The organism is Prauserella salsuginis, from assembly GCF_024648885.1.
Taxonomy (GTDB): domain Bacteria; phylum Actinomycetota; class Actinomycetes; order Mycobacteriales; family Pseudonocardiaceae; genus Prauserella; species Prauserella salsuginis.
This window is the reverse complement of the sequence record NZ_JANBBF010000012.1, coordinates 178727-192257: the sequence shown is the minus strand read 5'-3', so window position 1 is coordinate 192257 and position 13531 is coordinate 178727. Positions and strand designations below refer to the sequence as shown.

Genomic DNA, 13531 nt, shown 5'->3' with positions numbered 1-13531 from the left:
CATGCCCTTTCCCGCACCGTCCACCTGGATCAACGGCCGCGCCGAGCAGAGCCACATCGCCGACGGCGCCTCGCTGCGTGACCCGAACACCGGCGCCGAACTCGCCTCCAGCCGATCGTCGTCGAGCGAGCAGATCGACCGGGCCGTGGCTGCCGCGACCGGTGCCCACGCCGACGGCCGCTGGTCGTCGCTCGGCGCCGAGCGACGCGCGCCGTTGCTACACGCCCTCGCCGACGGCCTCGACGCCCGCGCCGGCGAGATCGCCCGCCTCGACGCGCTCAACTCGGGTGTGCCGATCTCGGTGACCCGGCTGTTCGCCTCCAGCAACGGCGACACCGTGCGCTCCGCCGCGGACCGTGCACTCGCGCTCGGTGACGCCGAAGCCGTACCGGCCGACGACCGGGACGTGCGCATCCACCGCGTGCCATGGGGGCCCGCCGCCCTGCTGATGCCGTGGAACGCGCCGTCGGCGATGGCCGTCAAGAAGCTCGGGTTCGCGCTCGCGGCGGGTGCGAGCGCCGTCATGAAACCGTCACCGGCCTCGCCGTGGAGCGCACTACTCGTCGCGGAGGCGGCGGCCGAGGCCGGTCTTCCCGAAGGCGTCGTGAACCTGGTCCTCGGCGGAGCGGAGGCGGGCGCCCAGCTCGTCGAAGACCGGCGGATCGCCGCGATCTCGATGACGGGCGCCACTCCGACCGGCCGTGCGATCGCAGCCGCCGCGGCACCCCGCTTCGCCAGACTGCGTCTCGAGCTCGGTTCGAACAACCCGGCGATCGTGTTACCGGACGCCGACATCGAGGCCACAGCGCGGGCGCTCGTGGCCGGCGCCATGAAGCTCTCCGGTCAGTGGTGCGAGGCGCCGCGGCGGGTCCTGGCCGCAAGCACGGTGCACGATCGTCTCGTAGAGGTGCTGCGCACCGAGCTCGCCACCCTGCGAATCGGCTCGAGCCTCGACGACACGACGACGCTCGGACCGGTCGCCTTCGAGGGGCGGCGACTGGAGCTGACCACGCAGCGGGATGGCCTCGCCGCTCGCGGCGCCACGATCATCGAGGTGGGAACGACGCCCGACGAAGGCTTCTTCTTTCCTCCCACGCTCGCCGTCGGCGACGACATCGAGCCGGACTCGGAGATCTTCGGCCCCCTACTCTCGGTCGAAGCCTTCGACGCGGTGGAGGATGCGGTGCGCCGTGCGAACTCCGGCCAGGTGGGGCTCGCCGGATACGTCTTCTCCGACGACATCGATGAGGCGAGCTCGCTCGGCGCCGCGCTCGTCGCCGGCGAGGTAAAGGTCAACGGCACGAGCGTGCTGGACATGTCGCCGCACTCGGCACAGAGCTTCTTCGGCAGCTCCGGCATCGGCGGGCACAGCGACGCTGAACTGCTAGAGTTCTTCGTCGGCAAGAGGATCGTGGGAACCGACGCGCCCGGTCTTCCCCTCTAGTTCCGATCGAGGTGCGAGCGTGATGAGCAAGCGGTCCGGTGACGCCTCCGTCACATCGGGCAGCGCAGCCGCGTCGGAGACCTCGGCCGCGTCCGCGCCCCCACGGGCGATTTCCGGTTACCAGGCCATCGTCGATCACCTCCGAAGGGAGATGACGCTGGGACGGATCCGGCCCGGTGATCGCCTTCCCCCGGAGCGGCAGCTGGCCGACCAGCTCGGCGTCGCGAGGGACACGCTGCGGCAGGCGCTGCGGGTATTGGAAGGCAGTGGACAGATCACCATTCGCCGAGGTTCCCACGGTGGAGCGTTCGTGCAGGCCTCGATGATGGAAGCGTGGCGGATCCGCCAGGACATCCGCGAGCGGGCGGACGACATCGTGGCGCTCCTCGAATTCCGCGCGGTGATCGACAGCGCCGCGGCACGATTCGCCGCCGAACGGCGCAGTGACGAGGAGCTCGCCGCGATGGAACAGGCGCAGGCCGAACTCGAGGCGTCGGAGGCACTGCACGACTCCCGCGACGCGGACACGGCGTTCCACCTCGCTGTCGCACGCGCTTCCGGGAACCATGAACTCGCGGTGGCCGTGGAGGATGCCAGGGTCAAGATGTTCGCGCCGGTCGACCTCTTGGGCTTCCAGTTCCTCAAGGAGTCCTGTGTAGAGGGACACGCGCTCGTGCTCGCCGCGATCCGGGAGCGCGACCCGGACAGGGCAGCGGCGGAAATGACCCGACATCTGGCCGCCACCAGAGACGAATTCGAACTGATTCTCACCGAGGGCCTGTGATCAGGGACGCCGGGTGAGACGTGCCAGTCATTCCTGGTCGAAGCATCGGCGGCATGGGACGTGTTCATCGCTCCCTCGCGTTGCACCTGCGGCCAACAGTGGGACAGCCCGGCTGAAGCATTACCAGCCAAGTTCCACGAGGCGCCCTCGACATGTGTCGGACGGGTTGTCGACAGATCGCCTGCGAATGGCGCGTCGAGCGGATCGGCCCGATCCGCTTCCCGATCGCACGCGTCAAGCCTGAATGCGTTCAACAGCTCCGGCCGTCGCCGCCTGCAGTGGGGTGATTCGCTGTTTGCGGGCCGAGGTGAATACCTCGTCGAGCGCCTTTTCGATGAGGACGGTGCGCGCCAGAACGTCGGATTCCGACCAACCGAGTACCTCACGGCCGATCAGGTGGAGCGCGCCGCCGCCGTTGGCGACGAAGTCCGGAGCCACGATGATGCCCCGGTCGTGCAGCACCCTTTCGGCCCCGTCGGTGGCCAGGATGTTGTTCGCGGCACCTGCCACCACACGGGCCGGGAGCATCGTGGCGATGTCGGTGTCGATCACACCGCCGGTGGCGCACGGGGCAAACACGTCGCATTCCGTCCGGGTGACTTCTTCAGCCGGAACGATCCTTGCTCCCGCCGCCACATGGGGTCCGCACCTCGCTTCGTCGACGTCGGTGACGAGCAACCGTGCACCGGCCTCTGCGACCAGGGTGGCCACCCGCGAGCCGACAGCGCCGAGCCCCTGAACGAGAATTCGCAACCCGTCCAGTCCCGGCTCTCCCACCTCCCGGACGGACGCCCGGATCGCCGAGAACACGCCCTGCGCCGTGGCTTCCGCGCTCGAACCCGGGCCCCCAGCCGCGACGGACCGGCCGAACGCGAACCTCGTGGTACGCGCCAGCACGTCCATGTCCTCCGAACCGGTTCCGACGTCGGGGCCGGTCCAGTAGGAACCGTTGAGCAGTTCGAGGTTGTGCGCGTGGACCGACAGGATTTCCCGCCAGCGGCGGTCATCGAGCTGCGCGCGCGGTGTCGGCAACATAATCACCGACTTTCCGCCGCCTATCGGCAAATCAGCGGCGGCCATCTTCAACGACATCGCGCGAGCCAACCGGCGCGCATCCGTGACCGCCTCGTCCAGCGACGGGTAGGCCATGGCACGCGTTCCGCCCGCGGCCGGGCCCAGAGTGGTCGAGTGCAGGGCGATGACGAAGCTCGCACCCGTGCGCTCATCGTGGCGCACACAGGTCATCTCGCCGTCCCACGGCAACGTTCCGGTCATGGATTGCCACCTCCGGTGTAGTCGGTTCTCGGGATGTTCATCGGCTGGTCCGACATCAGCTCGACGGAACTCGATCGCGTTTCACACCAGCACCGAAGCGGGCTCGACGCTGAAGGCGCGGTACCCGCTGCGGTGACCGTGCGGATCCGGCCACCGGACTCTTCACACCGGCCCGATGGCCCCGGATGACGGCCCCGGATTCAGCACTCACAGCTCGGCCAGCGCGGACACCGGTGATTCGATGGCGTCGGCGACGAAGCCGAGGAATCCGCCTGCGGTGCCGCCGTCGCAGACGCGGTGGTCGAAAGCGAGTGACAGCTGCAGGATGCTGCGCGGTACCACCTCGTCGTCGACGACCCATGGCCGGCGGATGATCCGTCCCATCCCGAGGATGGCTACCTCGGGATGGTTGATGATCGCCGCGCTGCCGTCCACGCCGAGCACGCCGTAGTTGTTGAGCGTGAAGGAGCTGGTTGTGAGCTCGTCGGGCTGCACCGTCCCGTCGCGGGCCGCTGTCGTGAGTCGCCGGATCTCGGTGTCGAGTCCCCGCATGCCGAGGCGGTGCGCGTTGCGGACGGCCGGGACCATCAGTCCGCGGTCGGTCTGTGCGGCCAGCCCGAGATTGATCCCGTCGAAGTGGGTGATCTCCTGGCGCTCGGTGTCCACTCGCGAGTTCAGTTCCGGGAATCGGGTCAGGCCTGCGACGACGAAGCGCGCCACCATGGCGAGGATGCCCGGCGCCGGTTCCGGGTGGCCGAGTGTCCGGCGCAGTTCGAGCAGCTCCGTGGCGTCCACGTCCACCCACGTGGTCGCTTCCGGTATCTCGCTGCGGCTCCGGCTCAGCGTGTCTGCGACTGCCTTGCGTAGCCCGGTCAGCGGCACTCGCGCATGGATCGGGAGCCCTGTCCGGCCGTCGGTGTCCGCATCGACGCGTGCAGCGTGCGACGCTGCCTGAGAAGCCGCCGGTTCGGTCGGCCGGCCCGCCGCCTCGACGTCGCTGCGCGTGATCAGTCCGCCGGGACCGCTCCCGGCCACTGTGCTCAGATCGACACCGCGCTCGCGAGCAAGCTTGCGCACGATCGGCGACTGCACAGGTCGCCGCGGCGGGGCCGCTGCGGCCGTTGACGCCTGTGCGCCCGCATCAGCGGGCGCTGACGGTTGCGGGGCGGGTTCACGTTTCTTCGCGGTACGGCGACGTCGTCCGGGGCCGTTGCCGGTGCCGTAGCCGATGAGCACATTGCCCGACCCGGCGCGCTCTTCCTCCACGTACCGGTCCGCGTCCGCCGAGTCGGCTTCGCCGACGGTGGACGGGACGTCGACCGTGATCAGCGGCTGGCCGACCTGCACCGCCACGCCCTCGTCGCCGTGCAGCTGCGTGATCCGACCTTCGAACGGTGAGGGAACCTCGACCGAAGCCTTCGCCGTCTCGACCTCCGCCACCGGGGCGTCGACGGCGACGACGTCGCCCACCGTCACGAGCCACCGCAGCAACGTCGCCTCGGTCAATCCCTCACCGAGGTCGGGCAAGGTGAACACTTCTTCGCTCACGGCTGCTCCTCCCACTGAAGCTCGTCGACCGCATCGAGAATCCGTGCGGTGTCCGGCAGGTGAAAATGCTCGAGTTTCGGCGCGGGATAGGGAATGTCGAAGCCGGTGACCCGCCGAACCGGCGCTTCCAGATAGTGGAAGCAGCGCTCCGTCACGCGCGCCGCGATCTCCGAGGCGACCGACGCGAAGCCCGGCGCCTCGGCCACCACCACGGCTCGGCCCGTGTGCTTGACCTGCTCGCACACGGTGTCGTCGTCGAACGGCACGATGGACCGCAGGTCCACGACGCCGAGGTCACGACCCTCGGTGGCCGCTTCCTCCGCTGCGGCGAGCGCGACAGGAACCGAGGGGCCGTAGGCGATCAGCGTGGCGTCCCGGCCCTTGCGCACCACGGCCGCGCGGCCGATCGTCGAATCGGCCGCGGCGAGATCGACCTCTTCGTTGCTGAAGTAGTGACGCTTCGGCTCCAGGTACACGACCGGGTCGGGCCACTCGATCGCGGCACGAAGCAGCGCGTAGGCATCGGTGTTGTCGGCCGGGGCGACGACCGTCAGGCCCGCGGTATGGGCGTAGTAGGCCTCCGACGAGTCGCAATGGTGCTCGACACCGCCGATCCCACCGGCATACGGAATCCGGATGACCATCGGCAGTCGGAGCGTGCCCCGCGTCCGATTGCCGAACTTCGCTACGTGACTGACGATCTGTTCGAACGCCGGGTAGGCGAAGGCGTCGAACTGCATCTCGACAACCGGACGCATGCCGTTCATGGCCATCCCGGCGGCCATCCCCACGATGCCCGACTCGGCAAGCGGAGTGTCGAAACAGCGGTCCTCACCGAAGTCGCGCGTCAGGCCCTCCGTCACGCGGAAGACACCACCCAGCGGACCGACATCCTCGCCGAACACGACCACCGACTCGTCCGCGGTCATGGCATCCCGCAACGCACTGTTGATCGCCTGCGCCATGGTCATCTTTGCGGTCATCACGCCTCCTCGACGTCGAACTCGCCCTGCAGCGCGGCCCGCTGCTGCACGAGCTGCTGGGTCGGGGTGGCGTAGACGTGCGCGAACAGCTCATCCGGGTCCGGGGCGACGTCAACGCCGAGCCCCTCTCGAACCCGGGCGGCCATGCGGTCGGCGTCGGCGGCGAACTCCGCCTCGATGTCGTCGTCGAGCGCACCCACCCCGCGTAGATAGGCAGACACGCGGGTGAGCGGGTCCCGCCCTGCCCACTCGTCGACCTCGTCAGTGGTCCGGTAGCGCGTCGCATCGTCGGCGTTGGTATGCGCCTCCACGCGGTAGGTATCGGCTTCGACGAGCGTCGGACCGCCTCCCCTGCGCGCCTGTTCGACCGCTTCACCGAGCACTGTGGACAGTGCACCGAGGTCGTTGCCGTCGACCCGCACACCCGGCATGCCGTAACCGACGGCCTTCGACGCCAAGGACGGTGCTACCGATTGGCGTGCGAGCGGGACGGAGATCGCGTACTTGTTGTTCTGCACGAAGAACACGACAGGTGAGGCGAACACGGCCGCGAAGTTGCAGGCCTCGTGGAAGTCACCTTCGCTCGTCGCCCCGTCGCCGCACAGCGCCATGACAACGGTGTCCTCACCCTTGAGCCGCGCCGCATGAGCCACCCCGACGGCGTGCAGCAACTGCGTAGCCAAGGGCGTGGCCTGCGGAGCCACACGATGCTGTGCCGGGTCGTAGCCGCAGTGCCAGTCGCCCTTCAGCATGCTGAGGACCTCGACCGGATCGACACCTCGCGTGGCGATCGCGACCGCGTCCCGATAGGTCGGGAACAACCAGTCGCCTTCGGACAGTGCCGTGACACAAGCGACCTGGCATGCCTCTTGGCCCCGCGACGACGGGTAGACGGCCAATCTGCCCTGCCGGACGAGCGCACCGGCTTGCTCATTGAGCCTGCGGCCGTGTACGAGCTGACGGTACCCCGCCAACAGCGCATCCGAATCCGGCCGGTCAGCCCCGTCGACGAGATCGCCCGCTTCGTCCAGGATCCGCACCGTGGCCACCGCTGCGCCGAGCTCGTCGACACTCATTCCACTCCTCCACCGCGAGACAAACGTATCGAGAGCGTGGCAGCATGGCGTGCCAGATAGCTACAGACGACGACAAAGTTGAGATGGTCGTCTTTCATAGGCGGCACTGCCATGCCAATTGGCACACATCCCACTCAGCCGACCACGGGAAATGAGACCATTGGAAACCGACATCGATGAGACGGACCGCCGCATCGTCGCCGAACTACAAGCCGACGGCCGCCTGTCGGGCCGAGCGCTCGCCGAACGCGTCTCCATTTCCCGCGCCAACGCCTACACACGCCTCGAACGGCTCGTGCAGAACGGCGTCATCACGGGATTCACGGCCACCGTGGACCCGACGAAACTCGGACTGACCACCTCGGCCTACGTCACCCTGACCGTCCGACAGAACAGCTGGCGCGATCTCAAAGACCGGCTACGTGCCATCCCCGAGGTCCACCACATGGCACTGACCGGCGGCGAATTCGACGTGATCCTCCTGATCAGAGCAGCCGACAACGACGCACTCCGCCACGTCGTACTCGAGCAACTGCAAGCCATCCCCGGCGTGCTCGGCACCCGCACCTTCCTCGTCTTCGAGGACGACACCAACCACCGGCCAGCCGACTGAGTTCGCGTGAAGGAACGGCGGAACGGCCCTTTCCGCAGCTCGAATCCGGGAGTGTTGCAAGCCCGTTGCTGCCGTCGCAGCCGACGATGCAGGGTTGTCCGACCTCACCGCGCAGGTTCTCAGCCGTCTCCGCCCGCAGCGCGGTCTCGAGCAGCCACGTGGTCAGGGTCGCCGTGCTCGCGGAACGCCCGGTACTCGGCGAGGAGCGTTTCGAGACGCTGGACCATGAAGGTGTAGAACTCGTGCATGTCGCGTAGACGTGCGCGCTGCCGCTCGGGCAGCGCCGCGTCGCGTGCCTGCGCGTTCTCCGCCAGCGCCAGCAGATCGGTCGTTCCCTCGATCTGGTGCTGCAAGCAGCCGATCCAGGCATCGTCGCGCCATTCGTACACGTACCGGCGAGACCCCGGTTCCTTGAAACGCCGGACGGTCCCGCTCAACACCAGCAGCCTCGTCGTCTCGGACATCGAGCCCTTGCTCGCATGAAGAGCGTCTTGGAGCTGCGTCATCGTCATGGGGCTCTCGCTGAGCATCAGCACCCCCGCGGCACGCCCGGCCATCGGCGGCCACCCCATTGCGCGCCCGATGTACAGGCCGAAGTCGTCGATCAGAGAGTTGGCATCGTCGGGAGGACCGTCGCCGGCACGGCTGGACACCACCGAAACTCCAATCGGTCAATCAGAAATGAAAATTCACTATTGACTGAACATGACTCGGGGGACAACTATACGGTCCAGCAACGGTCCGGAGATCCCCGGGCTCGTACTCCTGATCCGAACACAGGAGGTTCACCGTGACAGACCCGGGCTGGGACATCATCGTCGTAGGAGCGGGCTCCGCGGGCGCGGCCCTCGCCGCTCGCTCGGCCGAACGCGGCAAGCGCGTCCTGCTCCTGGAGGCCGGCCCCGACTATCGGACCGCGCAGATGCCTGAGGCGTGGCGGTCACCCAACCCCGCCCGCGCGCTGATGGATCCCACCGCCGTGGCGGGCCTGGTCTGGGAGGGCATCAACTCGGCTCGGACGGACAAGCAGCCCCAGGCACCGTACTGGCGCGGCCGAGGCGCGGGCGGCAGTTCGTCGATCAACGGGCAGATCGCCATTCGCCCGCCGATGGAAGACTTCGAGGACTGGGCCGCCGCCGGATGCGCCGGCTGGTCACCCGAGGACGTCCTGCCCTACTTCGCCAAGCTCGAGGACGACGAGGAGTTCGGCGACGAGCCCTACCACGGGCGCGGCGGACCGACGCCGATCTTCCGGACGCCGCAGGAACAGTGGGGCGGGGTGGACGGCGCACTGTCAGCGGCCGCCCAGGCCGCCGGGCACCCCTGGGCGCCGGACGTGAACGCGCCCGGTGCGGCCGGGGTCTCGCCATACCCGATCAACTCGCGCGGCGGCCGCCGGGTCACGGTCAACGACGGCTATCTCGAACCGGTTCGGTCGCTGACCGGGCTCACCGTCCGCGGCGACGCGCTGGTCGACCGGGTCGTCGTCGAGGGCGGCCGGGCCGTCGGCGTCCGCGTGATCACCGGCGGCGCGGCGACGACCGAGTACGCGGACGAGGTCGTGCTCAGCGCCGGCGTGGTCCACTCACCGGCGATTCTGTTGCGCTCGGGCATCGGCCCGGCTGCGGACCTGCACCGTCTCGGCCTCGCGGTCGTGGCGGACCTCCCGGTCGGCCGCGGTATGCAGGACCATCCGATGGTGGTCGTCGGGCTGCCGCTGACCACGGAGGCCGCGATCAAGACCGACGACGACCGCCACACCAACGTCTGTGTCCGCTACAGCAGCGGTGCGCCCGGCGCCGCCCCTCACGACATGATGTTGGTGTCGCTGAACATGAACGTGCTGTCCATGGCCAGTGCTGACACGCGGTCGCCGATGGGCGGCTTCGGGGTGTGGCTGAACCACAACCACTCGCGCGGAGTGCTGTCGCTGACCTCCACCGACCCTCAGGCTCAGCCCGAAATCCGGGAGCGGATGCTGTCGGACGACCGCGACCTCGCGCGACTGCGTAACGGTGTCCGCACCCTGGTGGAGATGGCCCGCAGCCCTGAGGCGGCGACCGTCGTCGACGGGTCGGTCGAGGACGCCAACAGCGACCTGTTCGCGGTGCTGGACAACGATGCCGAACTCGACGACCACCTGCTGGCGACCGCGGTGGACGCCCAGCACGGCACCAGCACGTGCCGAATGGGGGCGGCCGACGACGACTCCGCGGTGGTCGACCCCTCCTGCCGCATACGCGGGGTCGAGGGCCTTCGCGTGGTTGACGCATCGATCTTCCCGTCCGTCCCGCGGGCCAACACCAACGTCGCATCGATCATGCTCGGCGAACTGATGGCCGACCGTCTCGACTGACCGTCCGCCGCCCCGGCGAAGGAGCACACCCTGTGAAAACCCTGCAGAACCTGATCGGCGGACACTGGCAAGACACCCGCGGCGAGGCGTTCCACGACGTGATCGACCCCGCCACCGAGGAGATCACGGCCCGTTGCCCCAGCGGATCACCCGAGGACGTCCGCCAGGCAGTGGGAGCGGCCGTCGAAGCACAGCCCGCCTGGGCGGTGCTACCCGTCGCGGAGCGTGTAGCGCGGTTGACGAGGTGGGCGGACGCCGTCGCCGAGCAAGCATCCGAGCTGGCGGAGATCGAGTGTCGCGAGATGGGCAAACCCGTCTCCCTCGGCACCGGCTTCATCGGCGCCGCCGCACAGCTGTTCAAGACCACCGTCGCCGAAGCCCTGGACTACCCGTTCGACAAGACGGTCGCCGGTCCGGACGGGAGCAGCACCACCCTCCTGCGCCATCCGCTCGGAGCCGCCGCCGTCATCGTCCCCTGGAACTTCCCGGTACCCATGACGCTCGGCGCGATCGGCCCGCTACTTGCCGCGGGCAACACCGTCGTGCTCAAGCCGTCCGAGCGGTCGCCGATGTCGGCGGCGCGGCTGCTGGAACTGGCCGATCTGCCACCCGGGACGGTCAACCTCGTGCACGGCGACTCCCGGGCTGGTGTGCCGCTCGTCGCCGACGAGCGGATCGGGCTGGTGCACTTCACCGGCTCGGTCGAGGCGGGCCGGGCGGTCGGCCGGGAAAGCGGAGCTCTGCTGCGCCGCTCGATCCTCGAACTCGGCGGTAAGGACCCCGTCGTCGTCGACGCGGGCGTCGACCCGGCCGCGACCGCCGCGGCGGTCGCCTTCGGCGCGTTCGCCAACTCCGGCCAGATCTGCACGTCCATGGAACGCATCTACGTGCACCGTGACATCGCCGAGGAATTCATCGACGCCCTCGTCGACGTCGCGGGAACGTACACCCTCGGAGACGGACGCGACGAGACCACCGTTCTGGGCCCGCTGGTGGACCAGCGGCAACGCGACATCGTCGCACGCCACGTCGCCGACGCGGCCGAACGCGGCGCGACCGTCCGCACTGGCGGGAAGGAGCGGGGTGGCAAGGGCTTCTTCTACCCCGCCACCGTCCTCACGGACGTGGACGGCTCCATGCTGGTCATGAACGAGGAGACCTTCGGCCCCCTCGCCCCGGTAATGGTTGTGTCCTCCTTCGAGGAAGGACTGGCAGAAGCGGCCAAGACGCGCTTGGGGCTCGCCGCCACGGTGTACACCGCCGACCCCGAGCACATGGTCGCCGCGCGACGCATCCCCGCCGGGGTCGTATGGGTAAACCAGTGGCAGGGCGGCGGCCCCGAGAGGCTGTACGAGCCGGCCGGCGACAGTGGCATGGGCGCCACCGGCTCCCGAGCCGCCTACGACGCGGCCACCCGCCCAGCTTCCATCCACACTGCACCGACGGAGGACGCATGACGGCCGACGCCAAGCAGTACGCCGCCGATGCGGTCGGCGCTCGGCGCGACCGGCTGATCGAGCTTTCCCATCGCATCCACACCCACCCAGAACTCGCATTCGAGGAAGAGCGGGCGAGCGCGTGGGTGGCGGAGGCTCTCACCGTGGCCGGGTTCGAGGTCGAGCACGGCTGCTATGGCCTTCCCACCGCTGTCCGTGCGACCGCCGGAACGGGGCCGCTGCACATCGGGATCTGCGCCGAGTACGACGCACTCCCCGACATGGGCCACGCCTGCGGCCACAACATCATCGCCGCCGCTGCCGTCGGGGCCGGAGCGGCGCTCGCCGGTCTTGCCGACGACCTGGGGTTGACGGTGACCGTCCTCGGCACCCCGGCGGAGGAGGGCGGTGGAGGCAAGATCCTCATGCTCGAACGCGGAGCCTTCGAGGGGATGGACGCGGCAATGATGGTCCATCCCGGCGCAGTGGAGATGGCCGCGATGCCCGGCCTCGCCGTCTCGCAATTCGAGATCTCCTACCGAGGGAAGCCCGCACATGCGGGGGCGTATCCACAGCACGGCGTCAACGCCGCCGATGCGATGACCGTCGCGCAGGTCGCAGTCGGACTTCTGCGCCAACAGACTGGTCCGGACGACCGCATCTCCGGCATCGTCACGGAGGCCGGCACTGCGGCGAACATCATCCCGGACGCAAGCCGCGGAGGGTGGATAGTCCGATCGTCCACACTGGAGTGCCTCTCCCGACTCAAGCAGCGCGTGCAGAACTGTTTCGATGCCGGGGCACTGGCTACCGGATGTGAACTGACCACCACACCGATCTCCCTCGACTACGCCGACCTGCGGCCCGACGCGACCATGCTCGACATGTACCGGGCCAACGCCGAGGCGCTCGGGCGTGTCTTCCCGGACCTGTCCGGCGGCTCGCCGGGCGGCGCAGCAACCGACATGGGCAATGTCTCCCACGTCGTGCCCACTATCCACCCGATGCTGGGGCTGGACTGCCTGCCCGCAGTGAACCATCAACCCGAGTTCACTGCGGCCTGCATCACCCAGGCCGCCGACAAGGCTGTGCTCGACGGCGCCACCGCGATGGCATGGACGGCGATCGACCTCGCCCGCGCCTGATACATCAGAAAGGCCCTTACGCGTTCCACCCCCGACCTGGATATGTCCCAGCGCGATCTCTGTCCTGACCAAGAAGCGTCCGCAGCGCCTTGAGCGGCGCACGGCTCGTTCTGTGAGCGTCAGGAACCTTCGGCAACGACTCCAGATCTTGTCGCGCGGCGAGCGGACAGAGAGTCCATGACTGGTTACCGGACGAGATCGGAGGTTAGCGCCTGGTGATTCGTTCGGCGCGACACGTCGCAGCGCTTCGCGGACATGGGCATCGGGCGCATCGGCCTCGCCAACAAAGCTGGACGCCGCCGACCCCGACCAGGTCATGACTTCCTCGGCCACGTTCGCGCTACACTCCCCGACGTCGAGTTCTCCTTCACCTCCACAACGCGCACGGGCCGGCCTAGCGCACTGTGGACGCAGCCATCAACTTAGGCATCGTCCACTTCGACAGCGCCGCAGGCGGCTACCGCGGATACCCCTTCGCTCCCGGCGCGCACGGCAAACATCGCCACCGACGAATCCGTGACACACCTGCATGCTCGCGACCTCCCCACCGCGATTGACGAGAATGCACTCTCCACCGCACCGCGCTGTCCTGCACGGCTACACCATCGAAGACGACCACACCGACCCTCGGCATGGGCGCCGTCGTCCTCAACGGAGCCAGACTCGGCGCAGACAGTCTCATCGCAGTCGGCGCGGTCGTCCTCGAAGGCACCGAAATCCACCCGGCTAGCTGGTCGCAGGACTACCAGCAAAGCGCGCCGCCCGCTCACCACTGACGAACAAGCCGCAACCCGCACCAACGCCGAAAACTACCGCAACCCGGCCAAAACACACGCACGGGCCACATACGAATAGGCCTCGTATGACCGGC

Annotated in this window: 11 protein-coding genes; 6 read left to right on the top strand and 5 right to left on the bottom strand. The window is 68.6% G+C overall.

Translation table 11 applies throughout. The features are described 5' to 3' along the window. Window position 1 precedes the first annotated feature (1 nt). Both LY40_RS18735 and LY40_RS18730 read left to right on the top strand, forming a co-directional pair. A complete protein-coding gene (locus LY40_RS18735; protein ID WP_258937644.1) occupies window positions 2-1444 on the top strand; it encodes an aldehyde dehydrogenase family protein in 1443 nt (480 codons plus the stop codon). Between the two features lie 22 nt (window positions 1445-1466). After that, entirely contained in the window at window positions 1467-2228 is a 762-nt protein-coding gene (locus LY40_RS18730; RefSeq protein WP_258937643.1) for a FadR/GntR family transcriptional regulator, read from the top strand. Between the two features lie 234 nt (window positions 2229-2462). Here LY40_RS18730 and LY40_RS18725 read toward each other — a convergent pair whose 3' ends face one another. From LY40_RS18725 to LY40_RS18710, 4 genes are all read right to left on the bottom strand, one after another. Then, window positions 2463-3503 (bottom strand): Glu/Leu/Phe/Val dehydrogenase dimerization domain-containing protein, encoded by a 1041-nt coding sequence (locus tag LY40_RS18725; RefSeq protein WP_258937642.1) that lies wholly within the window; start codon window positions 3501-3503, stop codon window positions 2463-2465. A gap of 207 nt (window positions 3504-3710) precedes the next feature. Continuing rightward, window positions 3711-5051, bottom strand: coding sequence for a dihydrolipoamide acetyltransferase family protein (locus LY40_RS18720; RefSeq protein WP_258937641.1), 1341 nt, complete (start codon window positions 5049-5051; stop codon window positions 3711-3713). Continuing rightward, complete coding sequence (locus tag LY40_RS18715; RefSeq protein ID WP_258937640.1) at window positions 5048-6034, bottom strand: alpha-ketoacid dehydrogenase subunit beta; 987 nt, start codon at window positions 6032-6034, stop codon at window positions 5048-5050. Before LY40_RS18715 ends, LY40_RS18720 begins: the two co-directional genes overlap by 4 nt. Beyond that, complete coding sequence (locus LY40_RS18710) at window positions 6034-7110, bottom strand: thiamine pyrophosphate-dependent dehydrogenase E1 component subunit alpha (protein WP_258937639.1); 1077 nt, start codon at window positions 7108-7110, stop codon at window positions 6034-6036. Before LY40_RS18710 ends, LY40_RS18715 begins: the two co-directional genes overlap by 1 nt. A gap of 160 nt (window positions 7111-7270) precedes the next feature. Here LY40_RS18710 and LY40_RS18705 point away from each other — a divergent pair, with 160 nt between their 5' ends. Then, window positions 7271-7723 (top strand): Lrp/AsnC family transcriptional regulator, encoded by a 453-nt coding sequence (locus LY40_RS18705; protein ID WP_258937638.1) that lies wholly within the window; start codon window positions 7271-7273, stop codon window positions 7721-7723. 119 nt (window positions 7724-7842) lie between these two features. Here the strand turns inward: LY40_RS18705 and LY40_RS18700 are convergent, their stop codons facing one another. Continuing rightward, window positions 7843-8376: a GbsR/MarR family transcriptional regulator gene (locus LY40_RS18700; RefSeq protein WP_221212764.1), complete on the bottom strand. Its 534-nt coding sequence runs from the start codon at window positions 8374-8376 to the stop codon at window positions 7843-7845. Window positions 8377-8513: 137 nt separating this feature from the next. Here LY40_RS18700 and LY40_RS26415 point away from each other — a divergent pair, with 137 nt between their 5' ends. The 3 genes from LY40_RS26415 to LY40_RS18685 are packed head-to-tail and all read left to right on the top strand — an operon-like array spanning window position 8514 to window position 12660. After that, window positions 8514-10079: a GMC family oxidoreductase gene (locus LY40_RS26415; protein WP_258937637.1), complete on the top strand. Its 1566-nt coding sequence runs from the start codon at window positions 8514-8516 to the stop codon at window positions 10077-10079. 32 nt (window positions 10080-10111) lie between these two features. Beyond that, window positions 10112-11536 carry an aldehyde dehydrogenase family protein gene (locus LY40_RS18690; RefSeq protein ID WP_258937636.1) on the top strand — a complete coding sequence of 475 codons (1425 nt, stop codon included), beginning with the start codon at window positions 10112-10114 and terminating at the stop codon, window positions 11534-11536. Next, window positions 11533-12660, top strand: a complete 1128-nt coding sequence (locus LY40_RS18685; protein WP_258937635.1) for a M20 family metallopeptidase — start codon at window positions 11533-11535, stop codon at window positions 12658-12660. The genes LY40_RS18690 and LY40_RS18685 overlap by 4 nt, the downstream gene beginning before the upstream one ends. The last annotated feature ends 871 nt before the right edge of the window (window positions 12661-13531 follow it).

What these genes read in the sequence shown, in the direction of transcription:
- LY40_RS18735 (WP_258937644.1), top strand. Translation starts at nt 2, where the DNA reads ATGCCCTTTCCCGCACCGTCCACCTGGATCAACGGCCGCGCCGAGCAG.
- LY40_RS18730 (WP_258937643.1), top strand. Translation starts at nt 1,467, where the DNA reads ATGAGCAAGCGGTCCGGTGACGCCTCCGTCACATCGGGCAGCGCAGCC.
- LY40_RS18725 (WP_258937642.1), bottom strand. Translation starts at nt 3,503, where the DNA reads ATGACCGGAACGTTGCCGTGGGACGGCGAGATGACCTGTGTGCGCCAC.
- LY40_RS18715 (WP_258937640.1), bottom strand. Translation starts at nt 6,034, where the DNA reads ATGACCGCAAAGATGACCATGGCGCAGGCGATCAACAGTGCGTTGCGG.
- LY40_RS18710 (WP_258937639.1), bottom strand. Translation starts at nt 7,110, where the DNA reads ATGAGTGTCGACGAGCTCGGCGCAGCGGTGGCCACGGTGCGGATCCTG.
- LY40_RS18685 (WP_258937635.1), top strand. Translation starts at nt 11,533, where the DNA reads ATGACGGCCGACGCCAAGCAGTACGCCGCCGATGCGGTCGGCGCTCGG.